This is a genomic window from Bradyrhizobium sp. Bra64 (assembly GCF_024519875.1).
Classification (GTDB): Bacteria; Pseudomonadota; Alphaproteobacteria; order Rhizobiales; family Xanthobacteraceae; genus Bradyrhizobium; species Bradyrhizobium japonicum_G.
In genome coordinates this window covers 60,131-83,179 of record NZ_JALJRD010000007.1, presented here as the reverse complement: position 1 = coordinate 83,179, position 23,049 = coordinate 60,131, and the positions used below count along the sequence as shown (strand labels likewise).

General features: G+C 66.9%; 21 protein-coding genes and 1 tRNA gene. 12 read left to right on the top strand and 10 right to left on the bottom strand.

Translation table 11 applies throughout. From position 1 onward, the window contains the following. Positions 1–28: 28 nt before the first annotated feature. Both NR187_RS21045 and NR187_RS21040 read right to left on the bottom strand, forming a co-directional pair. Positions 29–1,747: a heparinase II/III family protein gene (locus tag NR187_RS21045; protein WP_211384208.1), complete on the bottom strand. Its 1,719-nt coding sequence runs from the start codon at positions 1,745–1,747 to the stop codon at positions 29–31. Between the two features lie 156 nt (positions 1,748–1,903). After that, positions 1,904–3,250, bottom strand: a complete 1,347-nt coding sequence (locus tag NR187_RS21040; protein ID WP_256807450.1) for an RsmB/NOP family class I SAM-dependent RNA methyltransferase — start codon at positions 3,248–3,250, stop codon at positions 1,904–1,906. A gap of 186 nt (positions 3,251–3,436) precedes the next feature. Here NR187_RS21040 and NR187_RS21035 point away from each other — a divergent pair, with 186 nt between their 5' ends. Together NR187_RS21035 and NR187_RS21030 are read left to right on the top strand one after the other, a co-directional pair. After that, entirely contained in the window at positions 3,437–3,646 is a 210-nt protein-coding gene (locus NR187_RS21035) for a DUF1674 domain-containing protein (RefSeq protein ID WP_211383720.1), read from the top strand. Positions 3,647–3,701: 55 nt separating this feature from the next. Further along, a complete protein-coding gene (locus NR187_RS21030; RefSeq protein ID WP_211383719.1) occupies positions 3,702–4,286 on the top strand; it encodes a thermonuclease family protein in 585 nt (194 codons plus the stop codon). A gap of 57 nt (positions 4,287–4,343) precedes the next feature. On the opposite strand, the gene NR187_RS21025 is transcribed toward NR187_RS21030, so the two are convergent. Together NR187_RS21025 and acs are read right to left on the bottom strand one after the other, a co-directional pair. Further along, positions 4,344–4,859 (bottom strand): L,D-transpeptidase, encoded by a 516-nt coding sequence (locus NR187_RS21025; protein ID WP_211383718.1) that lies wholly within the window; start codon positions 4,857–4,859, stop codon positions 4,344–4,346. A 398-nt stretch (positions 4,860–5,257) separates the two neighbouring features. Beyond that, positions 5,258–7,204, bottom strand: a complete 1,947-nt coding sequence (gene acs / locus NR187_RS21020) for an acetate--CoA ligase (protein WP_211383717.1) — start codon at positions 7,202–7,204, stop codon at positions 5,258–5,260. A gap of 411 nt (positions 7,205–7,615) precedes the next feature. Between acs and NR187_RS21015 the strand changes: the two genes are divergently transcribed. Beyond that, complete coding sequence (locus tag NR187_RS21015; protein WP_211383716.1) at positions 7,616–8,785, top strand: DNA topoisomerase IB; 1,170 nt, start codon at positions 7,616–7,618, stop codon at positions 8,783–8,785. On the opposite strand, the gene NR187_RS21010 is transcribed toward NR187_RS21015, so the two are convergent. Then, entirely contained in the window at positions 8,782–9,252 is a 471-nt protein-coding gene (locus tag NR187_RS21010) for an SRPBCC domain-containing protein (protein WP_211383715.1), read from the bottom strand. The genes NR187_RS21015 and NR187_RS21010 overlap by 4 nt on opposite strands. A 101-nt stretch (positions 9,253–9,353) precedes the next feature. On the opposite strand from NR187_RS21010, the gene NR187_RS21005 reads away from it, so the two are divergent. Then, positions 9,354–10,448, top strand: coding sequence for an adenylate/guanylate cyclase domain-containing protein (locus tag NR187_RS21005; RefSeq protein WP_211383714.1), 1,095 nt, complete (start codon positions 9,354–9,356; stop codon positions 10,446–10,448). Between the two features lie 15 nt (positions 10,449–10,463). Here the strand turns inward: NR187_RS21005 and NR187_RS21000 are convergent, their stop codons facing one another. Genes NR187_RS21000 through tsaD form a run of 3 tightly spaced genes read right to left on the bottom strand, consistent with a single transcriptional unit; the run spans position 10,464 to position 12,936 of the window. After that, positions 10,464–10,877, bottom strand: a complete 414-nt coding sequence (locus NR187_RS21000; RefSeq protein WP_256807446.1) for an EVE domain-containing protein — start codon at positions 10,875–10,877, stop codon at positions 10,464–10,466. A gap of 2 nt (positions 10,878–10,879) precedes the next feature. After that, positions 10,880–11,860, bottom strand: a complete 981-nt coding sequence (locus tag NR187_RS20995; RefSeq protein WP_211383712.1) for an NAD(P)H-dependent glycerol-3-phosphate dehydrogenase — start codon at positions 11,858–11,860, stop codon at positions 10,880–10,882. 2 nt (positions 11,861–11,862) lie between these two features. Further along, complete coding sequence (gene tsaD, locus NR187_RS20990; RefSeq protein WP_256807445.1) at positions 11,863–12,936, bottom strand: tRNA (adenosine(37)-N6)-threonylcarbamoyltransferase complex transferase subunit TsaD; 1,074 nt, start codon at positions 12,934–12,936, stop codon at positions 11,863–11,865. A 151-nt stretch (positions 12,937–13,087) separates the two neighbouring features. Here tsaD and NR187_RS20985 point away from each other — a divergent pair, with 151 nt between their 5' ends. The 5 genes from NR187_RS20985 (at position 13,088) to NR187_RS20965 (ending at position 17,734) form a co-directional block, all read left to right on the top strand. Continuing rightward, the gene (locus NR187_RS20985) at positions 13,088–13,834 is read left to right on the top strand and encodes a uroporphyrinogen-III synthase (protein ID WP_256807443.1); all 747 of its coding nucleotides are present in this window, start codon (positions 13,088–13,090) and stop codon (positions 13,832–13,834) included. Positions 13,835–13,899: 65 nt separating this feature from the next. Further along, complete coding sequence (locus NR187_RS20980; protein ID WP_256807442.1) at positions 13,900–15,138, top strand: COG4223 family protein; 1,239 nt, start codon at positions 13,900–13,902, stop codon at positions 15,136–15,138. Between the two features lie 36 nt (positions 15,139–15,174). Beyond that, positions 15,175–16,923: a heme biosynthesis protein HemY gene (locus NR187_RS20975; protein WP_256807441.1), complete on the top strand. Its 1,749-nt coding sequence runs from the start codon at positions 15,175–15,177 to the stop codon at positions 16,921–16,923. A 100-nt stretch (positions 16,924–17,023) separates the two neighbouring features. Beyond that, a tRNA-Thr gene (locus tag NR187_RS20970) sits at positions 17,024–17,099 on the top strand. A gap of 242 nt (positions 17,100–17,341) precedes the next feature. After that, positions 17,342–17,734 (top strand): hypothetical protein, encoded by a 393-nt coding sequence (locus tag NR187_RS20965; protein ID WP_256807440.1) that lies wholly within the window; start codon positions 17,342–17,344, stop codon positions 17,732–17,734. Positions 17,735–17,808: 74 nt separating this feature from the next. On the opposite strand, the gene NR187_RS20960 is transcribed toward NR187_RS20965, so the two are convergent. Then, positions 17,809–18,858: a polysaccharide deacetylase family protein gene (locus NR187_RS20960; RefSeq protein ID WP_211383706.1), complete on the bottom strand. Its 1,050-nt coding sequence runs from the start codon at positions 18,856–18,858 to the stop codon at positions 17,809–17,811. Positions 18,859–19,109: 251 nt separating this feature from the next. Between NR187_RS20960 and NR187_RS20955 the strand changes: the two genes are divergently transcribed. Beyond that, positions 19,110–19,418 carry a hypothetical protein gene (locus NR187_RS20955; protein WP_211383705.1) on the top strand — a complete coding sequence of 103 codons (309 nt, stop codon included), beginning with the start codon at positions 19,110–19,112 and terminating at the stop codon, positions 19,416–19,418. 168 nt (positions 19,419–19,586) lie between these two features. After that, entirely contained in the window at positions 19,587–19,802 is a 216-nt protein-coding gene (locus NR187_RS20950; RefSeq protein WP_211383704.1) for a hypothetical protein, read from the top strand. Between the two features lie 39 nt (positions 19,803–19,841). On the opposite strand, the gene NR187_RS20945 is transcribed toward NR187_RS20950, so the two are convergent. Beyond that, positions 19,842–21,530, bottom strand: coding sequence for an MFS transporter (locus tag NR187_RS20945; RefSeq protein WP_256807439.1), 1,689 nt, complete (start codon positions 21,528–21,530; stop codon positions 19,842–19,844). A 140-nt stretch (positions 21,531–21,670) separates the two neighbouring features. Here NR187_RS20945 and NR187_RS20940 point away from each other — a divergent pair, with 140 nt between their 5' ends. After that, complete coding sequence (locus NR187_RS20940) at positions 21,671–23,041, top strand: hydrolase (RefSeq protein ID WP_256807438.1); 1,371 nt, start codon at positions 21,671–21,673, stop codon at positions 23,039–23,041. Positions 23,042–23,049: the final 8 nt, after the last annotated feature.

Sequence of the window (23,049 nt, the reverse complement as noted above, 5' to 3'; positions counted from 1 at the left end):
CGACGAGATGGGGCCGAATCGTGCGCGTTTACAGCGGAAGTTCCGGCTCCCGACGCGCATTCCTGCGGGCATTGGTGACTGCGGGCGAGGCGGTGGAGCGCACGAAGCTCCAGCGGATCGAGGGCGCCTGGCGCGCATCCTGGCGGATCACGATCTGCGCGGTGCGGCGGGGCCCGTCATTGCCGGCCAGGAACACGCTGTCCTCGAGGTCGACCTTGTCGTCCAAGGCCTCGAAGGTCCAGACGTCGCGGTTCGGCAGCACCAGCATGACGCCGCGGGCATCGGACAGCCGGCTCGCCTTCACCGCCGGATGCAAATGGAAGCGCACTGCGAAATCGGCGTCGGCACCCTTGAAGCGCCCGCCTTGCGGCGGCGACAGCGTGTCCTCTCCGTCGATGCGCGCGCCGTCATTGGCGATCATCAGTGCGCGGCGATGGATCGCGCCGAACTTGGCCAAGTAGCCGTCATGCGAGGTCGTGAGCAGCGTGCCGTTCTGCACGATTTCGCGATAGCTCTCGACCTCGACGGGGCCGCTGGTGACGGGCGCGCCGTGCAACAGCCGCTTCATCGCCGACATCTCCACGAACTGGCATGACGAGGTGTCGTGATAGGTCAGCGTCGAATGCGCCGGGGTGCCGCGCGCGAACGGCCGCCAATTGTCGCGGCCGGTGGTCGGCATGCCGCAATTGGTGACGATGCGGCTGATGCCGGATGAGAGTTCGAACGACAGGCAGCCGGCATGGGCGTCGTGGCTGACACCGGCCGGCGGCGGCGGGCCGGTGTCGATGATCACGGTGGTCTGGCCGGCGTCGAGGCGCTGGAAGCCGGTATGCGGCATGTTAGCCATCGGCGCGCCGTGGGTGTCGTCATAGGCGAGCAGCGTGGCGAGCAGGTCCGATGGCGTCGCGCTCATGCCGTTGAATAGCGCGAAATTGCCGTCGCCGTGCCGGAAGAAGCGCAGCATCGGCATCATGCGGTCGATCGCGTTGAGCAGCGCCGGCGGCGGCGCGATGTTGCGCGCGGCAAAGGTCTGCCGCAGCGGCAGCAGGTCGATCAGGAGCTCGATCAGCGCGCCCGGGTTGCGGGAGATGTGGCCGCCGTCCGGCAGGATCTGTCGCTGCAATTCGTCCGACAGCTTTTTCGAGGCGCTGCGGATCTGGCGCGCCTGGTTGGCAAGGCACAGCGCCGCGTAGCACAACGCGATCAGCACCTGGAGCTTCGGCACCCCGTCCGGGATGTTGACCATGGTGTAGCGCAGGAAGCGGATCTCGCGCGCGAGGGCGCGCAAGTAACGGCGGTAGAATTTGTTGTCGGTGTCGTTGAGCACCAGCGGCGCCTGCGACAGCAGCGAGATCACGCGTCGCGCCAGCACGTCGGCGCGCCGGGCGACGGCACGACGCTTGTTGGCGGGGTTGGCGATCCAGTCCTCGACCAGCGCGCGCGCATTGGCGCGCGTCAGCGCGGTGTCGGCGGCACGCAGATGGCGCAGCCAGCCGAAGCCGAGCAGCGCAACCTCCCAATCCTCCGACGGCGGCTCGAGATCGAAGATCGAGCGGCCGTGACAATTGACGATCTTGCCGGCGAAGACGAAGCGGCCGGCATAGATCTCGGCGGCGCGGGTCGCATCCGCGGTGCGAAGATCATGCGGCGCTATGATCAGTCGGTCGGTGCGGCCGGGCCAGACCCGCGACAGCGCAACGGAACCGCCGCTCGCGCGCGCGAGCATGTTCCGCGCGAAGCGGTTCATCACCAGCGTCGAGATACGTCTGCGTTGAGCGACCGACACGCCTTGCCTTGAAGGGGGAGAGGATTCCGACGAATCCTTATTAATCCCAAAATCGGACGGCTGACACCACCTTGAACGGCGCGAATCAGCGACGGGGCGGGAAAATCCGGTGCAAAATCAGGATTTAACGAGCCGGGCCGCGAAAAATCCGTCGAGCCCGCCGAGCTTGGGATCGGCGTTCGGCAGATGGCTGGGCAGGGTACGCAAATCGCCCTCGGCGGTGACGATCTCGTTCAGCCCCGACACCTCGGAAGCCTCGACCGGGACCCGGCGAAGCGCGGGCTCCGCGGCCAGCAGCGCGGCGATCGCCTGCTCGCCCTCTTCGGGTTCCAGCGAACAGGTGCAGTAGACCAGCGTCCCGCCCGGCTTGAGCAGCGAGACGGATTTCTTCAGCAGCCGCTGCTGGAGCGTGGTCAGGGCGGCGATGTCGGACTCCTGCCGTAGCCAGGCCACGTCGGGATGACGGCGGATCGTGCCGGTCGAGGTGCAGGGCGCGTCGATCAGGATACCATCAAAACCTTCGGCAGGGCCGGCCCATTCCGCGGCGTCGGCGACGACGGTCTCGGCCTGGAGCGACAAACGCGCCAGATTCTCGCGCAGCCGCGCCACCCGGGCGGGCGAGCGGTCGATCGCCGTGACATGCGCGCCGGCCTGCGCCAGTTGCGCGGCCTTGCCGCCGGGGGCGGCGCAGAGATCGGCAATGGACTTGCCCTTGATGTCGCCGAACAGCCGGGCCGGCAGCGCGGCGGCGGCGTCCTGCACCCACCATTGTCCTTCGGCAAAGCCGGGCAGCATGGTCACCGACCCATGCAGCAGCATCCGCACCGTCCCGGTCGGCAGTGTCTCGCCGTGCAGGCGGCTCGCCCATTGCGCGGGGTCCGATTTCACGGTGAGATCGAGCGACGGCTCGTGGCCGAGCGCCAGCGCCATGTCCCTTGCGGTCGCCTCGCCATAATGCGCGCTCCAGCGCGCAAGCAGCCATGGCGGCAGGTCCAGCGATTGCGCGGCGACTTCTTCGACCAGCGCCTGGCCCTCGCGCGCGCAGCGGCGCAGCACGGCATTGACGAGGCCAGCATAGCGCGCGGCGCGCCGGTCGGATTGCACGAGGCGAACGGAGAGATCGACGGCGGCGTGATCGGGGACGTCCATCCAGAGGATCTGCGCGGCTCCGATCAGCAGTGCGCTCTGCGCCCGCGGCGCGTCGGAGGGAATGCCCTTGTCGAGCAGGCGGGACAGCACATGGCCGAGCGTGCCGAGCCGGCGCAGCACAGTCGCAACCAGGCGGCGCATCAGCGCACGGTCGCGATCGGCGAGCGTCTTCAATCCGGGATGGGCGCCAGCGCCGTCGAGCTGCTCATCGAGCGTGCGGTGCTTGTGCAGCACGCTGTCGACGATATCGGCGGCGATCCGCCGCGCCGCAAGACCAGGCACTTCGGACGGAGGGGCGAAACGTTGAGATGGCATGCGGCTTAAGGTTCTTAGCGAGCGGCAGTTCCGCCGAAGGGGCGCATGCCTAGACAAATCGATCTCTGGCACGCGAATATGCCAAATGTAAGAATGGTCTCTGGCGTTTACATCCCGTCACGACCATTTCAGCAATGCTTTATTGGACGTCGCGCGCGTTCCGATCCTGCGCTAGGAACCCACACGATGAGTGACCAGCCCTCCGTTCCCGATCGCAAGCAGCTCACGCCGGCCGCCCAGCGCGCGCTGGCCGAAGCCGAGGCGCGCCGGCAGGCCGCGGCTGCGCATGCCAGGGACGGCGCCAAGTCGGCGCCGAAGGAATTGCAGGGACCGAAGGGACCCGAACCGACCCGCTACGGCGATTGGGAGCGCAAAGGCATCGCCTCGGATTTCTGAAGCTTGCTGTTGAGCTGTCTTGCCGGACTGCCCGACTCAGCCCTAGCGTGCGCGGATGTCGCGTTTCGACCCCAGCCATCCCTATCGGCCTTCGTATAGCGGCTCGCCGTTTGGCCGCCGGTTCTCAGGGCTGTTGCCGTGGATGTTCGTGGTCGGAATCGTGGTGGCCGTGGTGTTCGCGTTCCGGCACGGGATGAACTGGCCCTTCCCGCATGCGACCGATGGTCAATCGCGGGATGCCGAAATCATTCTGCAGGCCGATCCGAAAATTCGTCAGCCGGTCGATGTCATTCGCACGATCGACGGCGATACCTTCCTTGCCCGCGTGCGCCAGCGCGATGGACGCGTTCTTGCCGCGCGCGTTCGCCTGCGCGGCATCGATGCGCCGGAAATGAAGGCCTCATGCCGGGAAGAACTCGACAAGGCCGAAGCGGCGAGCGCTGCGCTGCGCGATCTGCTCCGCCAGGGCGATGTCACGATCACCAACCTCGGCCCCGACAAATATGGGCGCATCCTCGCTAACGTCGCAACGAAGCGTACGGCCGACGTATCTGCGGCGATGCTCGCCGGCGGTTACGCGCGGAGCTACAATGGCGGCCACCGCGATGGCTGGTGCGCGCGCAGCTGGCGCTTCTGGTAACGAAAAAGCCGCGTCGAAAGACGCGGCTCTGGTGTCTCGGCTTGTTGATTCCAGAGATCAGCGCGTCACGACCACCGTGGTGCCGACGGAGACGCGGCCATAGAGATCGGTGATGTCGTCGTTGAGCATGCGGATGCAGCCATAGGAGACGAAGCCGCCGATCGAGCCCGGCACGTTGGTGCCGTGAATCGCGTATTCGCCGCCGGCCAGCGTCATCGCCGCAACACCCATCGGATTGCGCGGCGAGCCGCCCGGAATGACGTCGGGGATGGTCGGCTTGTCGCGCTTCACCTCGGCGGGCGGCGACCAGGCCGGATTGCGGTACTTGCCGTCGATGCGGGTGGTGCCGGCCCATTGCTTGCCGGACTTGCCGACACCAACCGGATAGCGCACGGCGTGGCCGTTATCGAGGATCAGATAAAGCCGACGCTCGTTGGTTTTGACCACGATGGTGCCCGGCGAATAATCGGCCAGGTGCGCCCCCACCATTTCCGGCCGCGCCTGCGCCGCCGTCGACATCAAGACCCCTGCCGAAACGGTGGCGGCGACCGCCACAGCAATCCTCATTGACATCGATTTTCCCCTTGCCCCGAACGGACCGTCCAAAATTACGCAAAACCCGGCAATTGGCGCCGCGCCCCGATATTCTTAACCGCGCCTGTTAACCGGATGGTTTCCACGCACGGCCGCCAAGGGCCAGCCAGCAGAGGGAACAAAGGAAATGTTCGAAATAAAGTAAATGACAAGAAAACAACACTCGGCCGGAAAGATGCAGGCGTGCCGCAGAGCGCTCTGACGAATGCGTGAGGATGTGAACGGCCGTTGTCTCGGGGGCTTTGGCGGGGATGCGATTTCGTGTCCCGGACGCGGGGCAGCGCCGTAGGCGCGTTTACGCGAGTCTTCGACGCGCAAGGCAGGTGCAGCGCACCGCTCAAGGAGCGTTGCGCTGCGTCCGGGGCACGAGAGTCCTGCTACGCCGACTTCTTGTTCTGCCGGTTCTTGACGAGATCATCGACCACGGCGGGATCGGCGAGCGTCGAGGTGTCGCCGAGGCTGCCCGGTTCGTCCTCGGCGATCTTGCGCAGGATGCGGCGCATGATCTTGCCGGAGCGGGTCTTTGGCAGACCGGGCGCGAACTGGATCTGGTCGGGAGAAGCGATCGGGCCGATCTCCTTGCGCACCCAGGTGACGAGCTCCTTGCGTAGCTCCTCACTCGGCTCGATGCCGGCCATCAGGGTGACATAGGCGTAGATGCCCTGGCCCTTGATGTCGTGTGGGAACCCGACCACCGCGGCCTCCGACACTTTCTCGTGCGCCACCAGCGCGCTCTCGACCTCGGCCGTACCCATGCGGTGGCCGGAGACGTTGATGACGTCGTCGACGCGGCCGGTGATCCAGTAATAGCCGTCGGCGTCGCGCCGGCAGCCGTCACCGGTGAAATATTTGCCCTTGTAGGTCGAGAAATAGGTCTGCTCGAAGCGGGCGTGATCGCCATAGACCGTGCGCATCTGGCCGGGCCATGACCGCGTCAGGCAGAGATTGCCCGTGGTCTCGCCGTCCAGCACCTTGCCGTCGGCATCGACGATCTCGGGCACCACGCCGAAGAACGGCTGCGTCGCCGAGCCCGGCTTCAATCTGGTCGCGCCCGGCAGCGGCGTGATCAGGATGCCGCCGGTCTCGGTCTGCCACCAGGTGTCGACGATCGGGCAGCGGTCGTCACCGACGACGCGGTGATACCATTCCCAGGCTTCCGGGTTGATCGGCTCGCCGACCGAGCCGAGCAGGCGGAGCGAAGCGCGCGAAGTCTTCTTCACCGGCTCGTCGCCGCTCTGCATCAGCGCGCGGATCGCGGTTGGCGCGGTGTAGAAGATGTTGACCTTGTGCTTGTCGATGACGTTCCAGAACCTCGAATTATCCGGATAATTCGGCACGCCCTCGAACATCAGCGTGGTCGCGCCGTTGGCGAGCGGCCCGTAGAGAATGTAGCTGTGGCCGGTGACCCAGCCGACGTCGGCGGTGCACCAGTAGATGTCGCCGTCGTGATAGTCGAAGACGTATTGATGCGTCATCGCGGCGAACACGAGATAGCCGGCGGAGGTGTGCAACACGCCCTTGGGCTGGCCGGTCGAGCCGGAGGTGTAGAGGATGAAGAGCGGATCCTCGGCATGCATGTGCTCGACCGGGCATTCCGTCGTCACCATCGCCGCCGCCTCGTGATACCAGAGGTCGCGCGTCGGGTTCATGTCGATCTTGCCGCCGGTGCGCTTGACCACGACGACCCAGTCGACGCCGTCGGCCTTGGCGAGCGCCGCGTCGACATTGGCCTTGAGCGGCACCTTCTTGCCGCCGCGCAGGCCTTCGTCGGCGGTGATGATCACCCTGGATTGGCAGTCGTTGATGCGTTGGGCGAGACTGTCGGGCGAGAAGCCGGCGAACACCACGGAGTGGATCGCGCCGATCCGCGCGCAGGCCAGCATCGCATAGGCCGCTTCCGGAATCATCGGCAGGTAGATGGTGACGCGGTCGCCCTTCTTGACATTGCGGGTGCGCAGGATGTTCGCCATCCGGCAGACCTCGTCGTGCAGCTCCTTGTAGGTGATGTGCTTCGACTGCGAGGGATCGTCACCTTCCCAGATGATCGCGGTCTGGTTGGCGCGCTTGTGGAGATGCCGGTCGATGCAATTGTGGGCGACGTTGAGGACGCCGTCCTCGAACCATTTGATCGAGATGTTACCGGGCGCGAAAGAGACGTTCTCGATCTTCGTCGGCGCGTGCATCCAGTCGATGCGCTTGGCCTGCTCCGCCCAGAACGCATTCGGGTCCGAGATCGAGCGGGCGTACATGTCCTTGTACTTGGCCTGGTCGACCCAGGCACGCTTGGCCCATTCCGCGGGGACGTCGTAGATCTTCTCGGACATGTTTCCCTCCAGATACGGCAAGCCGAGCGCAGGTCACCGGCGAGCCGACTTGATCGTTGATCGATTATGCGTCGGGCTAACCGGGCCCGACAAGGTGCACAAGCTGGACCTTCGGCGAGCCGCCGGCCATGCGGAGGATCAAGGTGCAAAGGCTGGCTGTCGCAAATCTGAAACAGGCTGGGAGGCGGTCTTCGGCTCTTTACCCAGATCTTGGGAATAGGCCCGTGCAGGGCGCCCATGCGTCGCAGGCGGTATTTAGAAACCGCTTCTCACCGATTCGGGACTCGCAATGCGGTTCGGAACACCCTAAGTGGCTAACCCGGGTCCCAAGAGACCGTCCAAGCGACCCCTTGGAACAAAAATCAGAACAGCGGCATTGAACGGTAACAGATAGGGCCAAGGCTTAAGACTATGATGGATCAGCAGAATCTCGGGACGATGCGGCCCGCTTCGGCCGATCCTGCTGCCGTCGCGCTGGCCAAGGCCCTCGGACAATGGCCGAAACGGGCCGGTTCCGTCCGTCCCAGCCCGAAAAAACTGTTCGATACGGCGCCTGCGGCGACGGTCGAGGCCCTTGCCAAGGAGCTGGGCCTGCGGCTCGGCGACCAGAACGAGCTGACCATCCGCCGCATCAGGCGCGGCAAGGGCTATTCCTTCGTGCGGCCCAACGGCGCCCACATCCGCGATGCCCGCACCATCCGCCGGCTGCACGCCATGGCGGTACCGCCGGCCTATCGCGAGGTGCGCTATTCGGCTGATCCGAGCTCGCATCTCCAGGCGGTGGGACGCGATGCCGCGGGCCGGCTGCAATACCGCTATCACGCCGATTGGGAGAAGGTCCGCGAGCACCGCAAGGCGCATCGGCTGGAAAAGCTCGTCGGCGCACTGCCAAAGATCCGGCGCAAGGTCTCGGCGTTCCTGTCGGGCGACGAGCCGACGCGTGAATTCGCGCTTTCGGCGGTGATCGAATTGATCGCGCGCACCGCGATCCGTCCCGGCAACGAGTCCTATGCCCGCCTCAATGGCACCCGCGGCGCCACCACGCTGCACAAGTCCAACGTCACGCTGGAAGACGATTGCTTCGTGCTGACGTTCAAGGCCAAGGGCGGCAAGGCGGTGCGCAAGGAATGCGACGCGGCCAAGCTCGTCCGCGCCATCGGCATCCTCAACGGCGTTCCCGGCAAGCGCATGTTCCAGTATCGCGATGCCTACGGCATCGTGCGCGCGGTCAGCACCACGCAGGTGAACGCGTTCCTGCGCGAGATCGCCGGCATCAAGATCTCGCTGAAGGATTTCCGCACGCTAATGGCGTCTGCCGTCGTCGTGGAATCGCTGTCGCGGATCACGCCGGCGACCAGCCAGCGTGGCCGCAAGAAGCAGGTGCTGGAGGCGATCCGCGCCGCGGCCGATCAGCTCTCCAACACGCCGGCGATCTGCCGCAAGAGCTACGTCCACGACACCATCGTCACCGCCTTCGAGGATGGTATCCTCGAGCGCTTCGCCGCGACCATGAAGGGCCAGCGTTCGCAGGCCAGGCGCGAGCAGCTCTTGCAGCAGGTGGTGGCGACCGCGGCGGTTTAGCCTGGGCGTCGTTGCGCCTTGGTGGAAACGCCGTTGTCGGGACCGGGATCGCCGCCTGCGGCTGCAGTCGTGAGCCGTCCCAGATAATGCGCCCATCCCGTTGCGTGCGCGGCAGCCTGCTCCGCGGTTGGCAGCCCGCTATGGGTCATGCGCAGCAGCGTGCCGCCGTCGCGTTCGATCAGGTCGATCTCGATCAGGCTCGAGCCGGGCGGCACTTCCTGGCCGCCCTCCCAGCCGAACGTGTAGGCCAGACGATGCACGGGCACGACTTCGCGGAATGCGCCGCGGGCGTCGCCGCCGCGCGGGCCGATGCCCTTGAGCAGATACAGCCCGCCCGGATGCGGCTCCGTGGTGGCGTCGGAGCCCATCCAGCTCAGAATCTTCTCGGGATCGGTCAAATACGCGAAGACGGTGGCGCGCGGGGCTGCGATCTGGGTCTCGCGACGCACTACGAACGGCTCGGTCATTGGCGATCATTCCTGGGCTGACACTGGCACATGGCGGCCCCAAAGCAGCCCGTCAAGGATTGCCCGTGACAAAGACGGCCCATCTTCGCCATCATCGGACAATGCAACTCTCCCCGACCCTCGCCTGGCTTGTCGATGCTGCCTCGGACAGCCCCGGCGCCGACCGCCTGCTCGCGGATCTCGGCGCGCACCTGCTCGCCGACGGCGTGCCGCTTGCGGCGGGCAGCCTGACGCTGGAGGTGCCGCACCCGCTGATCGCGAAGCGGACCTGGCTGTGGCGCGCAGACGGCGGCCGCGTGATCGAGGCGCTCGGCTTCGCGCCGGGGGGCCTTGCGCCCGATCCGCCCAACGATGCCGGCCGCCGCTGGCTGCGCGACATCGCGGACGGCAAGGTGCACGAAGACGCGGTCGGACGGCCCGATGGTCCATTGCTCGGCTGGATCGGGCCGCGTCCGTTCACCGCGGACGAGATCGAGCAATTGCGCCAGGCCGCGCGTTTCGCCGCGACGCCTCTTGCGGTGCTTGCCGCGCGTGCCACGTTGCGCGCGACGCTCGATGCCTACCTCGGCAAGCGCAGCGCGGAGCGTGTGCTCGCGGCACCCCTGCGGCGCGATCTCGGCGAGACCATTCAGGCCGCGCTGCTCTATGCCGATTTGCGCAACTTCACGCTGCTGTCGGAAACCACGCCGCCCGCCGATGTCATCGCGTCGCTCGACGCCTGGTTCGACCGCATCGCCGGTGCGGTCCACGCCTTCGGCGGCGAGGTGCTGAAATTCATCGGCGACGGCGTGCTCGCGATCTTTCCGGTGGTCGAGGCTTCACCGCGCCGCGCCTGCGATTCGGCCCTGCGCGCCGCGGGCGCGGCCGAAGCCGGAATGGTGTATCTCAACGCAGAGCGCCGTGCCCAGGGACTGCCGCCGCTCGCGTTCGGCGCCGCCCTTCATCTCGGCGAGATGCTGTGGGGCAATATCGGCGCTGCCAACCGGCTCGATTTCACGGCGATCGGCCCCGCCGTCAATCTCGCCAGCCGGCTCGAAGGATTGTGCAAGCCGCTCGGCAGGACCGTGCTGGTGTCGGGCGCGCTCGCCGCCGAGACCGACATGCCGCTCGTCGCGCTCGGTCCGCATCCGCTGCGCGGCATCGCCGCGCCATGCGAGGTCTTTGCGCTGCCGGAGCCGCAGGCCCGGATAGCGTAGCGAAGATGGAGCGAATTACATTCCGCCCATCTTGCAGACGAGCTTCCACTCCTCCGCCGTCACCGGTTGCACCGAAAGGCGCGAATATTTCACCAGCGCCATGTCGGCCAGCTTCTTCTCGGCCTTGATCGCCGCCATCGTCACCGGTGTCTTCAACGGCTTGTCGGCCTTGATATCGACGCAGACGAATTTGTCGGTCTTGTCGGTCGGGTCGGGGTAGGCTTCCTTGATGATCTCGGCGATGCCGACGATCTCCTTGCCCTCGTTGGAATGATAGAAGAACGCCTTGTCGCCCTTCTTCATGTTCACGAGGTTGATGCGCGCGGTGTAATTGCGCACGCCGGTCCAGGCTTCGCCCTTGGCGCCCTTCGCCACCTGCTGGTCCCAGGACCACACCGACGGTTCGGATTTCACCAGCCAGTACGCCATGTTCATTCCTCTGCCTTGAAGGGGCGCGTCAGCAGCCCCGAGATCGCGGCGTCGATCGTGCTCTTTCCGCTCAGGATCGCCGCGACCGCCTCTGACACCGGCATCTCGATGTTTTGCGAAGCTGCGAGTTCGATTAGCACCGGCGCTGTGAACTCGCCCTCGGCGAGCTTGCCGGCGGGCGGTTGCTCGCCGCGGCCGAGCGCCAGCCCGAGTGCAAAGTTGCGCGACTGCAGGCTCGAACAGGTCAGGATCAAATCGCCGAGGCCGGAAAGACCCATGAGCGTCTCACCGCGCCCACCGAGCGCGCGGCCAAGGCGCGTCAGCTCGGCAAAGCCGCGGGTCGTGAGCGCAGCCTGGGCAGAAGCACCGAGCTTGCGCCCGACCGCGATGCCAACCGCAATCGCCAGCACGTTCTTGGCCGCGCCGCCGATCTCGACGCCGCGCACATCCGTCGTGTGATAGGGCCGGAACGTCGCCGAGCCCAGTGCCTGCACCAGGCGGCTGGCGATGGCTTCGTCCTTCGCCGCCAGCGTCACCGCCGTCGGCAGGCCGCGCGCGACATCGTCGGCAAAGCTTGGGCCCGACAGGATCGCCGGCTGCGCGTGCGGCGCGGCTTCAGCGATGACGTCGGTCATGAACTTATGGGTGCCGTGCTCGATGCCCTTGGCGCAGGCGACGATCGGCACCGGTTTCGCCAGATGCGAGGCCAGCATGTTGACGGCGCCGCGCAGATGCTGCGCCGGCGTCGCAATCAGCAGCATGTCCGCGCGCGCTGCGAGGGACAGGTCGCTCGTGACCATGATCTCCGGCGCGAGCATCACGCCCGGCAGCCGCGGATTGTCGCGGGTCGATGCGATCCGCGTCGCGTGCTCGGCGTTACGCGCCCACAGCGCCACGGCGCGCCCGGCCCGCGCGGCGACCGTCGCCAGCGCCGTGCCCCAGGCGCCGGCCCCGATCACCGCGACGGAGTGGAACGCGGTCATTGCTAGTATCCCGCTCGCGTGTTGCCGTAGCCGGCCGGCGCCGTGGCGTTGGCATCGAGCAGCCAGCGCGCGCGGGGCTGCGCTTCCATCGTGTCGGTCATGCCGAGCGCAAGGCGCTCGGCGCCGGCCCAGGCGATCATCGCGCCGTTGTCGGTGCAGAGTGCGGGCGGCGGCATGATGAGCTGCGTCTTGGCCTGTCGCGCGACGTCATGCAAGGCACCGCGGATCGCCAGATTGGCGGCGACGCCGCCGGCCGCAACGAGCGCGCGGGGGGGACCGAACTTTTCGCGGAAAAGCTTCAGGCCGACGCCCAGCCGGTCGGCCGTCGAGTCCATTACCGCGGCCTGGAAGCTCGCGCAGAGATCGCTGACGTCCTGCGGCGTGATTTCAGTGAGCCGGCTCGCTTCGTTGCGCACGGCCGTCTTCAATCCCGACAGCGAGAAATTCGCGTCGGGGCGTCCCTGCATGGGCCGCGGAAACGCAAAGCGCGTGGCATCGCCGCTCTTCGCCGCCCGTTCGACCTGCGGCCCGCCCGGATAGGGCAGGCCCAGCATCTTCGCGACCTTGTCGAAGGCCTCGCCGATCGCATCATCCACGGTGGTGCCGAGGCGCACATACTGGCCGACGCCGGTGACGGCGACGATCTGGGTATGGCCGCCCGAAGCGAGGAACAGGCAATAGGGAAATTCGAGTGCGTCGGTCAGGCGCGGCGTCAGCGCGTGCGCTTCAAGATGGTTCACTGCGACCAGCGGCGTGTCGTGCACCATCGCGATCGCTTTCGCAGTGGTGAGCCCGACAATGACGCCGCCGATCAGCCCCGGCCCCGCAGCCGCGGCGACGCCATTGAGCTGGGCGAAGCCGATGCCGGCCTCCTGCATGGCGCGGTCGATGATGCCGTCGAGCAAGTCGACATGGGCGCGCGCGGCGATCTCCGGCACGACGCCGCCGAACCGGGCATGTTCCTCGATCTGCGACCGCACGATATTGGACAGGATCTTGCCGCTGCCGTCAGGCGCGCGCTCGATCACCGCCGCGGCGGTCTCGTCGCAGGTGGTCTCGATGCCCAATACCAGCATTGGCGAATTGTTATCCAATTTGCGGCCTTGCGCTCATTCGTAAAGCAGAGTTCTGGTACGTCCGGTAGCATTCCGGGGTCGGCCTGCGCAATCGTCACGCGCAGCTCTCCTCGTGAATGCGTCACCGCCACGCGGTTCGGGAACACAAGCGATGTCCATTCTTGTCACACGGCCGCATCCCGACAATGAGGCGACGGCGGAAAATCTGCGCGCGCGGGGTCATCTGGTGCTGCTCGCCCCGGTGCTCAAGTTCGAGCCGGTCGCTTTCCACGATGAAAGCGAGGCCGATTATGATGGCATCATCGTGACATCGGCCAACGCGATCCGCGCCGTCGCACCGCAGTTGCAGGACCTCGATCTGTCACAGCTGCCGCTGTTCGCGGTTGGCGAGCATACCGCCGCCGCCGCGCGCGACGCCGGCTTTGCCGAAGTGATCGTCGCCGGCGGCGATGCCGCGGCCTTGCGCGACAAGGTCATGCAGAGCGTGCGAGCCAAGGTGCTGAAGAAGAAGAGTACGCTGCTCTATCTGGCGGGCGCGGATCTGTCGCGCGATCTCGGCGGCGAGCTCGGCGCCGAGGGATTCAACGTCGTCACGCAGACCACCTATCGCATGGCGCCGGTCAAGCTGTTGCCGCGCGAGGTCTGCGAGGGCTTTGCCGCCCATGGGATCGAGGCGGTGCTGCATTACTCCCGGCGCAGCGCGCGCGCCTTCCTGGATGCGGCGCGAGGCGAAGGCGTCGAAATCTCGGCCCTGGCAATTCCGCAATGCTGCCTGTCCGAGACGGTCGCAGGCGTGCTGCGCGAGGCCGGCGCCACGCAGGTTCTGGTGGCCGCGATGCCGGACGAAAATGCCTTGTTTGAGACCTTGGAGCGTGCTTTGCGGACCCGTTTGGCGTAAGAGAACGGGCCGAATCCGACGCAATCGGGTCCGCTCAGGGCATGTAAGTGTGAGGAACCGTCACGATGGCCGACGACAAGCCTGAAGACACAGGATTGGCTCCCGAGTCCGGCCGTGCCAAGCGCACTCCGCCCACCATCGACCTCGAGGCAACCGAAGTCTCCACCCAGCCGCACGAGGTTGCGGGCGAGCCGGAGGCTCAGCCGGCGACCGGCCAGGCCGGGGATGAGCAGGCCAAATTCGAAGAGGCCAAATTCGAGGAGACCAAGTTCGAGGAGACCAAGGCCGAACCTCAGCCCGAGGCCTCCGAGCGGCCGTCCGTTGCGGCCGCGCCCGTATCGCCTTCGATTTCGCCCTGGGTTATCGCTCCGGTCTCCGGCGCTGCTGCAGCCGCGGTCGTGATCGGGGTCGGCTGGATGCTGGGCTGGCCGGCGGTGCAGGCGCCGCCGGCCGCGCCGCAAGTGACGAGCGCAACCGTGGATGCGCTGAACGGGCGCGTTGCCGCGGTCGAGGCCAAGGCTGGCAAGCCCGCTGCCGATCCGGCCCTGCTGGCGCGGATCGACGCGCTGGAGAAATCCGCAAGCAGCCTGCGCAGCGACATCGCCAGTCTGCGCGCGCAATCCGACAAGACCGCGAGCGCCTTGAACGACGCGAAATCCGCGCCGCGCGATGCTGCTTCCGCCGATCTCGCCAATCGCATCGCGCAGCTCGAGCGCGCCAGCAAGACCGACCGTGCCGAACTCGCGCAGCAAAGCGAGAAGATCGCCGACGCCAGGACGATGGACGACAAGGCGCTGCGCCATGTGGTGGCCGCGGCCCTGCTCGACGTCGCCGTTCGCCACGGAGACGCTTACGGGCCGCAACTGGCCGCGGCGCGGTCGCTCGCGGCCAAACCCGATGGACTGAAGCCGCTCGACACCTTCGCGTCGTCAGGCATTCCGACGCCGGTCGCGCTGAGCCGCGAGCTCCTCAACATCGTGCCAAAACTGTCGCCGCCGGCGGAAGCCCAGACCGGCGGCGCCGGCATCGTCGAGCGCCTCCAGGCGGGAGCGTCAAAACTCGTCCGCATCGAGCGCACCGACGGGGTCGGCAACGATCGCGGTGCCATCGTCTCACGGGTGACGGCCGCGGCGCTCCGCAACGATTTCGTGGAGGCGCGGCGCGAGCTGAAGACGCTGCCCGAGGCCGATCGCGCCCCGGCACAGGCCTGGCTCGACAAGACCGATGCCCGCGACGCTGCGCTCGCCGCCTCACGCAAATTCGCCGACGATGCCATGGCGGATCTCGTCAAGCCTGCTCAATAAAGCTTCGCGCAACAATCTGCGCGTATAGGGATCGCCATGCTTCGCATCGTCCTCTTCCTCGTCCTGATCGCGCTGGCGGCGGCCGGCGCGGCCTGGGTTGCCGATCAACCCGGCGAGCTCGTCCTGACCGCGGGCGGTTTCCGCGCCACGACGACGCTTCCGAGATTCGTGTTCCTGCTCGGCCTCTTTGCCGCGGCGGTCGTGCTGGTCTGGAGCCTCGTGACGATGGTCTGGCGTGCGCCGGGACGCCTGCGCCGCCGCCGTCACGACAAGCGCCACGCCCGCGGCCGCCACGCCATTACCCACGGCCTGCTCGCGATCGGCCATGGCGACACCGCGCTCGCCCGCCGCCACGCCGATACCGCGCGGCGGCTCGCCGCGAACGATCCGCTCGCGCTGCTCCTGCATGCGCAGTCCGCGCAGCTCGAGGGCAATCGCGACGAGGCGCAGCGCGTCTTCCGCGCCATGGCCGAGCGCGAGGACACGCGCCTGCTCGGCCTGCGCGGCCTGTTCATCGAGGCGCAGCGCGCCGACGATGCGGTCGGTGCCGTGATGATCGCGGAGGAAGCGATCAAGCTGTCGCCGTCCTCGACCTGGGCCTCGCATGCCGTGCTCGGCTTCCGCTGCGCGCGCGGCGACTGGAGCGGCGCGCTCGCGATCCTCGATTCGAATCTGTCCTCGGGCCTGATCGACAGGCAGGCCTATCGCCGCCAGCGCGGCGTGCTGCTTGCCGCCCGCGCGCTGGAATTGGAAACGATGGATCGCGACGTCGCACGCGAGAGCGTGATGGAGGCGGTCAAGCTCGCGCCGACGCTGGTCCCGGCCGCAGTGCTCGCCGCAAAATTCGAGAGCGAGGCGCATCAGGTGCGCCGCGCCATGAAGCTGGTGGAAGCCGCCTGGCTCGCCAATCCGCATCCCGATCTCGCGGATGCCTATGCGCATGTGAAGCTCGGCGATTCCGCGCGGCAGCGCTTGCAGCGAGTCGAGACACTCGCCGCCAAGGTTCCTGCCGACAGGGCCGGCCATGTCGAGGGCCAGCTCGCGATCGCGCGCGCCGCGATCGATGCGTCCGAGTTCGCCCGTGCGCGCGCGGTGCTGGCGCCTTACGTCAACGATCCGACCCAGCGCGTTGCGCTGCTGATGGCCGAGCTCGAGCGCACCGAGCATGGCGACAGCGGCCGCGCCCGCGCCTGGACCTTGCGCGCGGTGCGCGCCCGCCACGACCCGGCCTGGACCGCGGACGGCTATGTCAGTGACCGCTGGCGTCCGGTCTCCCCGGTCACCGGCCGGCTCGACGCGTTCCAGTGGCAGACGCCGGTCGCAAGCCTTCCGTCCGGCAAGGGCGACATTATCGAGTCATCGGCCTTCGAGGAAGCCATGCTGGCGGCCCCGCCCCCGAAGCGGGTGACCGCAGTTCCGATCGAAAGCCCCGCGGAACCGCCTGCGACGGCGCCCGATCCAGCGCCGGCGGCACAGGACAATTCGCCTCCCGTTGCCGAGGAAGAGCCCGCGGCCACGCCCGCCGAGCCGGTCCAACCAGCGCCCGAGCCGGCCGAATCATCGCCGGTGGCGGCGACGCCGGTGTTCCGGACCCGCGCCGACCTCGGCAAGCCCTCACCGGCGCCGATTCCCGCCGTCATCCCGATCATCCGCGCCCCGGATGATCCCGGGATCGATGACGAGGGTCCGAGCGATGAATTCACGGAACAAATCGGCACGCCCAGGGACGCTGCAAAGGCCCAGGCCGGCGGCTGGCGCGGATTCTGGTCCCGCTGGGGCGCGTGAGGGGCATTTCGAAGCCGGCGCCACCTTGCCAATTCGGGCCATGCCCGATATCAGGAGCGCGCGTAACGGGACCGGCTTTGCTTGGGTCCCGGCAGGGTTCGCCGCAATAGCTCAGTTGGTAGAGCACGTCATTCGTAATGACGGGGTCGGGGGTTCGAGTCCCTCTTGCGGCACCAGCGCTCCGAACGTCTACTCAGGTTCATCCGATCCTCGCAAGCGCGGCTCCTCGCAAGCCCGGTGTTTTTGCCGGCGCATCCAGCCCGCACGAGTGCACGGTCCAGATGGGTCGCGCAGAGCGCGGCCGTTGTATCACCGTGGGAGCGTTCGAGGTCGCGCAGCGGCCCGGGTGATCGCGATCACATAACTTCAGGCATGACTTCCGTAGTGTCGCGGCCACGCCAACACGGGGAGATTTCATATGCGCAAGATCATTCTGATCGCCGCCATGGTCCTGGCTTCCGCGTCTGCCCAGGCAGACGGCGCACGCAGCCTGTCGCTGTCCGCGGCGAGTGAGCGTGCCGCCGCTCCGCAAGCCGCCACGACGACGCAAGTCAGCGAGGTCGCGCCGGCCGTCGAAGCTCCGAAATATGTCGATCGTCCGCCGGCAATCCCGGCGCCCGCTCCTGTCCCTGCCCCTGTCCCTGCGCCCGTCGCGACGACAGCTCCCGCCGCGACCACGACGACCGCGTCAGTGCCGGTCGGGACGACCAAGCCCGCGAAGACCGCAAGGGCGGACAAGCCGAAGCACAAGCGCACCTGGACCGAAGGCCGCATCATCAGCGAGCTGCATCGCCACGGCATCTATTGGTAAGCAGGCCGCGTCCCCTTGAAAAGCAAACGGCCGGGCGAAAGCCCGGCCATGCGCGTATTGAAGCGGTGGTCTCGTTACTGCGAAACCGTTTGCACCACGCTTCCGATCGGGCGTGCGCTCGAGGTCGGCACCTTCAATTCCTTCAGCAGCGCTTCGTCATATTCCGGCAGCGTCTGGAAAGTCGTCTTGGCCTTCATCTGCACGATCTTGTAGCCGCCGGCCTTGAGGCGCGCGAGCAGCGCCGGCATGGCTTCGCCGGTGTGCTTCTGGAAGTCGTGCATCAGGATGATGCCCTTGCCGAGCTTGTCGAGCTTGGTCATCACGTTGCTGATGATCTTGTCCGGGGTGGCGCCCTTCCTGAAATCGAAGGAGTCGATGTCGGTCGAGAACATCGCGACGTTGCGGGTGCCGAAATAGGTCACGATCGCCGGATTGTGCTGAAGCTGCGGGAAGCGGAAGAACGGCGCCGGATTGGTGCCGAGCGCGAACTTCACGGCGCTGAAGCCTTTCTCGACCTCGTCCAGGGCCTGCTGCTCCGTCATCTTCTTGCCGTTCAGATTGACGTGCGACCAGGTGTGGGCGCCGATCGTGTGGCCCTGCGCCAGCACCTGGCGCAGGATTTCCGGATGATAGGTCGCGTGCTTGCCGACCGAGAAGAACAGGCCCTTGGTGCATTCGTCCGCGAGCGCCTTCAGCACCGCGGGCGTGTTCACGGGCCAGGGACCGTCGTCGAAGGTCAGCACGACCTCCTTGTCGGTGAGGAAGTCGAACTGCTTGAAATGGTCGAAGCCGAAGCCGGGTCCGCCCGTGGTGTCGATCTCGACCACGCGGGACACGCCCAGCGCGTTCGGATTGGCGCAGACCTGTTTCTGCTGCACCGGCATGGCCGGGGCCGGCACTGGCGCCGGAGCGGGGGCCGCCGGCTTGCCGGCGAGTGCGGCGGTGGTCTCGACGTCGTCCTTGGCGGCGAGCTTCGCCGGTGCCGGCAATGGATCGGCGGTACGGGCGGCCATTGTTTTGGGAGCGGCCTGATCGGCGCGCGAGGAATAATAAAACCAACCGCCGGCCGCGATCACGACCGCCGCAAGGACACTGGCCAACATCAGGCCCAACGCATTACGCATCGCTACTCTTTCCAATTACGCAACCAAACCTGCGGAATTTCCCGCGCGACGAGCCATTAATGCGAAGGAGCGGTTAACGTGACACCAACACGACAGCGTTTACGGAGGAATTTCAGATAGGTCGGCTTGTGTGACTGATGTCACAGTGACAGGAGCGCCTGTGACCATCATCACAGTGGAAAGGAGTTTGTTGGAGCATCTTGGGTCCCATCAACAACGGGCCCGCCGAGCGGTGCCAATGGGAGCTTCAAATGACCAACTCGCTGAACACCAAGTCCCTGAGTAGCAAGATCCGCGACACCAGCCTGGCTCTGGGCTTTGCCGCCATCGTTTCGATCGTTTCGACGACCTCGAGCTTCGCCTTCTCGTCCGAGGCGCAGCAGCAGTGCACCGGCGACGCCTTCCGCCTGTGCTCGTCGGAAATCCCCAACATCCCGAAGATCACGGCGTGCATGATGAAGCATCGCTCCGACCTGAGCGCCGGCTGCCGCGCAGTGATGGACAAGGATCTCGCCAAGGGCGCGTCACGCAAGGTCGCCGACGCCCAGGACAGCCAGTAAGCGCGCAACACAATAATCGTTGCGTCGGTCAGCTCCCCTCGCGATGTGCCCCGGCCACAAGCCGGGGCCACGCGATGGCGCCATTCAGCCTGCCAATAAAGCCGTTGCGGCTAAGGGATCGTCGCACTAGCTTCGCCCGCACATCTTCCGGGTTAGAGGCATTGCGCGATGACCAGATTTCTTTTCGTTATTTCTTTGCTCCTGTGCGCATCGGGCGCATCAGCGCAACAGCAGCCTGGACATGATGCCTGCGCGCGCGACGTCACGCGCTTCTGCCGCGCCGTGATGAACAATGGCGACCAGGCCGTGCTCGCCTGCCTGAAGCAGAATCGTCCGCGGCTGAGCAAGGGCTGTGAGAAGGTGCTGACGGATAACGGGCAGTAATTGTCTTCGCCGGGACGACGGCAGAGTGTTTGACAAAACCTACGTGCTGCTCCCCGCCGCGCTCGCGACCACGGGCAGCACCTCACTTGCCGCCTGGTCCGGCGTCTCCTCCTTCCAGCGCACCGAGCCGAACGGACGCTCCAGCATGCGGCGGATCCGCACCGGATCGGGACCGATGTGGAAGGCGATCGCCTCCTGATGCAGTGCGCGTTCGGACTGTGTCGAGCGGTTGCGCTGGCGCAAGTAGTCGAGCCAGGTCGGGCAATGATAGCGCTCGGTCCACAATTCGGGATCGGCGATGTCGCGCGCGATCGACCAGCCATAGGCGCCGTTGCGCTGCCGGGAGAGCTGCACGTCCTGCATCACGTTGTGAAAGCCGCGCGCGTTCTCCTGGGCGACCCGGTACTCGATCTCGACCACCAGCGGCCCGCTGCGCGCCGTGAGCGACAGCTTGACTTCCGGATCGGCCAGCAGATCGGCATCCTCGTTGCGTGCGCCGACGCGCGGCATCGTGAGCCAGAGTCCGAGCAGCGGCGAGATCAGCATCAGGCCGGCGGCCGTCAGCAGCGCGACCTCGACGCCGGCATAGTCGGTGAGATGGCCCCAGCCCCAGGCACCGATCGCGATGCCGCCGGAGATAGAGGCCTGGAACGCCGCGAGCGAGCGGCCCGCGACCCAGCGCGGCGCCGAGAGCTGCACGCCGATGTTGAACAGCGCGACCGCGGCCATCCAGACCGCGCCCGCGAGCACCAGCGCAGCCGCCGTCAGCACCGGCTCGGTGCTCACGGCCAGGGCGGCCATCGCGAACGCCATCGTGATGGTGCAGGCGCGGATCGCGGCCTCGCCGCTCATGCGCTTGCGCAATTCGTGGATGTTGAGCGCGCCGACCACGGCGCCCATGCCGAAGGCGCCGAGCATGATGCCGTAGGTCTGCGCGCCGCCATGCAGCAGGTCGCGTGCGACCAACGGCATCAGCGCCATGATGGCGCCGCCGATCAGGCCCATCACCAATGTGCGCAACAGCACGATCTTGATCGGCGGGGAATTGGTGATGTAGCGGAAGCCCGAGACCATGGCGCGGTTGAGCTTCTCCCGCGGCAGCCGCGAGGGCTCGGTGTTGCGCCGCCACAGCAACAGCACCACCAGCAGCGGCAGATAGAGGATCGCGTTGCAGGCAAAGGCGGCGACAGCGCCGAGCGCGGCGACGATGACGCCGCCGACTGCCGGACCGAAGCTGCGCGCGATGTTGTAGCTGATGCCGTTCAGCGCGACCGCCGACGGCAGCGCATCGGGGGGCACCTGCTCGCTGACGGAGGACTGCCAGGCCGGACCGAACAGCGCGTTGCCGCTGCCGACCACGAAGCAGAAGGCGAGCAGCGTTTCCGGGGTGATCAGGTTCAGTCCGGCCAGTACCGTGAGCGCGCTCGCGCCGGTCAGCGCGATCGAGAGCGAGACCAGGGTGACGATGCGGCGGTCATACATGTCGGCGATGGCGCCGGCCGGCATCGAGATCAGCATGATCGGCAGCATCAGGGCGGTCTGCACCAGCGCAACCTTGTCCGCCGAGGCCGCCATCTGCGTCATCGCCCAGGCGGCGCCCACGCCCTGGATCAGCAGGCCGAGATTGGAGAGCAGGCTGGCGAGCCAGATGCGCCGGAACACGGTGTAGCGCAGCGGCGCGGTGATGCCGTCGGCCGCAATTTTCTGACGGTTCGTCTGCTCGGTCATATCCCCTTCCAAATGGGCTGGCAGAAGTGGTCTTTGGGTGATTCCGGCAAGTTCAGTGATGCCCGCGAAAGTCCTTCGCTGTCCAGTGGTTAGGCCGGTATAAGCGGTGCAAAGACGTGGTTTTGCCGGAGGAGGAACAAATGAAGCTGTCGCGACGGACGATCCTGCAAGGTGCTGGCAGCCTGCCTTTCGCGGTTGCGAGCTTGCGGATGGGTGCGCTGGCCCAGAGCGCGCCCGCGGCACAGACGACCGAGGCGCCCCCGATCCTGTTCGTCCACGGCAATGGCGATTACGACGCGCTTTGGATCACCACGATGTGGCGGATGGAATCCAATGGCATCGCCCGAGATCGCATGGCAGCGATCAACTTCACCGATCCGCTGGCGCGCAGCGACGACAAGGTCGAGCAGGCGGGCCGCTCCTCGACCGAGGACCAGCGCCGCGAGCTCGCCGCCGCCATCGCGGATCTGAAGCGCCGCACCGGCGCGTCCCGCGTGGCGCTGGTCGGGAGCTCCCGCGGCGGCTATGCGATCCGCAACGTGATCAAGAGCGATGGCGCGGGCGATGTCAGCCACGCCGTCCTGTGCGGAACGCCCAATCACGGCGTGTTCGCGACCGACGACCAGCCCAACAGCGAGTTCAACGGCCGCGGCACGTTCTTGCGCGGCCTGAACGAGGGCGAGAGCGAGGTGACCCCGGGTGTTGCCTTCCTCACCTTGCGCAGCGACGGCATGGACAAATACGCGCAGGCCGACGGCCGCTTCATCGGCAAGCCCGGCACCCCGACCGGCGTCACCGTTGAAGGTCCGGAGTTGAAGGGCGCCACCAATCTCGTGCTCGGCGCGCTCGATCATCGCGAGGTGGCGTTCCACCCGCGAGCCTTCCGCGAGATCTACAAATTCATCGCCGGCCGCGAGCCCGCGCGGATCGCGATCGTGCCGGAGCAGAGCGTCAGGCTGAGCGGGCTGGTGACGGGCATGCCGGGCGGCGCGCCGACCAATCGTCCGGTCGCGGGCGCAACCGTCGATGTCTTCCGCGTCGATCCCGAAACCGGAGAGCGCAAGGGCAATGCGGTGTACAGCGCCAAGACCGGCGCCGACGGCCGCTGGGGGCCGGCGCAGGTCGAGCCTTCCTGGTCGCTCGAACTCGTCCTCGCTTCGCCGGGTGCGCCGACGACGCACATCTATCGCTCGCCCTTCCCGCGCTCGTCCGACGTCGTGCATCTGCGCGCCGCGCGCCCGCTCGGGGCCGGGGACAAGGACGCCGGGGCTGTCGTGATCATGTCGCGTCCGCGCGGCTATTTCGGCCTGCCGCGGGACGTGGTGCTGCTCGACGGCAAGCAGCCGGCCGACGTGAAGCCGGGCGTGCCCACGGATTCGGCAGCGACCCTGCGGCTTCCGGCCAGCGAGGTCGGGCGTAACGTCGTGGCTCAGTTCGGCGAAGAACGAATTGTGGCGCGCGCCTGGCCCGCCTCCGAGAACAGGATTGCGATTGCCGAGCTGACTTACTAGCTATTTGC

Bases quoted from the DNA above. Each gene is read 5' to 3' on its own strand.
- NR187_RS21045 (WP_211384208.1), bottom strand. From the start codon at position 1,747: ATGAACCGCTTCGCGCGGAACATGCTCGCGCGCGCGAGCGGCGGTTCC.
- NR187_RS21040 (WP_256807450.1), bottom strand. From the start codon at position 3,250: ATGCCATCTCAACGTTTCGCCCCTCCGTCCGAAGTGCCTGGTCTTGCG.
- NR187_RS21035 (WP_211383720.1), top strand. From the start codon at position 3,437: ATGAGTGACCAGCCCTCCGTTCCCGATCGCAAGCAGCTCACGCCGGCC.
- NR187_RS21030 (WP_211383719.1), top strand. From the start codon at position 3,702: ATGTCGCGTTTCGACCCCAGCCATCCCTATCGGCCTTCGTATAGCGGC.
- NR187_RS21025 (WP_211383718.1), bottom strand. From the start codon at position 4,859: ATGTCAATGAGGATTGCTGTGGCGGTCGCCGCCACCGTTTCGGCAGGG.
- acs (WP_211383717.1), bottom strand. From the start codon at position 7,204: ATGTCCGAGAAGATCTACGACGTCCCCGCGGAATGGGCCAAGCGTGCC.
- NR187_RS21015 (WP_211383716.1), top strand. From the start codon at position 7,616: ATGATGGATCAGCAGAATCTCGGGACGATGCGGCCCGCTTCGGCCGAT.
- NR187_RS21010 (WP_211383715.1), bottom strand. From the start codon at position 9,252: ATGACCGAGCCGTTCGTAGTGCGTCGCGAGACCCAGATCGCAGCCCCG.
- NR187_RS21005 (WP_211383714.1), top strand. From the start codon at position 9,354: ATGCAACTCTCCCCGACCCTCGCCTGGCTTGTCGATGCTGCCTCGGAC.
- NR187_RS21000 (WP_256807446.1), bottom strand. From the start codon at position 10,877: ATGGCGTACTGGCTGGTGAAATCCGAACCGTCGGTGTGGTCCTGGGAC.
- NR187_RS20995 (WP_211383712.1), bottom strand. From the start codon at position 11,860: ATGACCGCGTTCCACTCCGTCGCGGTGATCGGGGCCGGCGCCTGGGGC.
- tsaD (WP_256807445.1), bottom strand. From the start codon at position 12,936: ATGCTGGTATTGGGCATCGAGACCACCTGCGACGAGACCGCCGCGGCG.
- NR187_RS20985 (WP_256807443.1), top strand. From the start codon at position 13,088: ATGTCCATTCTTGTCACACGGCCGCATCCCGACAATGAGGCGACGGCG.
- NR187_RS20980 (WP_256807442.1), top strand. From the start codon at position 13,900: ATGGCCGACGACAAGCCTGAAGACACAGGATTGGCTCCCGAGTCCGGC.
- NR187_RS20975 (WP_256807441.1), top strand. From the start codon at position 15,175: ATGCTTCGCATCGTCCTCTTCCTCGTCCTGATCGCGCTGGCGGCGGCC.
- NR187_RS20965 (WP_256807440.1), top strand. From the start codon at position 17,342: ATGCGCAAGATCATTCTGATCGCCGCCATGGTCCTGGCTTCCGCGTCT.
- NR187_RS20960 (WP_211383706.1), bottom strand. From the start codon at position 18,858: ATGCGTAATGCGTTGGGCCTGATGTTGGCCAGTGTCCTTGCGGCGGTC.
- NR187_RS20955 (WP_211383705.1), top strand. From the start codon at position 19,110: ATGACCAACTCGCTGAACACCAAGTCCCTGAGTAGCAAGATCCGCGAC.
- NR187_RS20950 (WP_211383704.1), top strand. From the start codon at position 19,587: ATGACCAGATTTCTTTTCGTTATTTCTTTGCTCCTGTGCGCATCGGGC.
- NR187_RS20945 (WP_256807439.1), bottom strand. From the start codon at position 21,530: ATGACCGAGCAGACGAACCGTCAGAAAATTGCGGCCGACGGCATCACC.
- NR187_RS20940 (WP_256807438.1), top strand. From the start codon at position 21,671: ATGAAGCTGTCGCGACGGACGATCCTGCAAGGTGCTGGCAGCCTGCCT.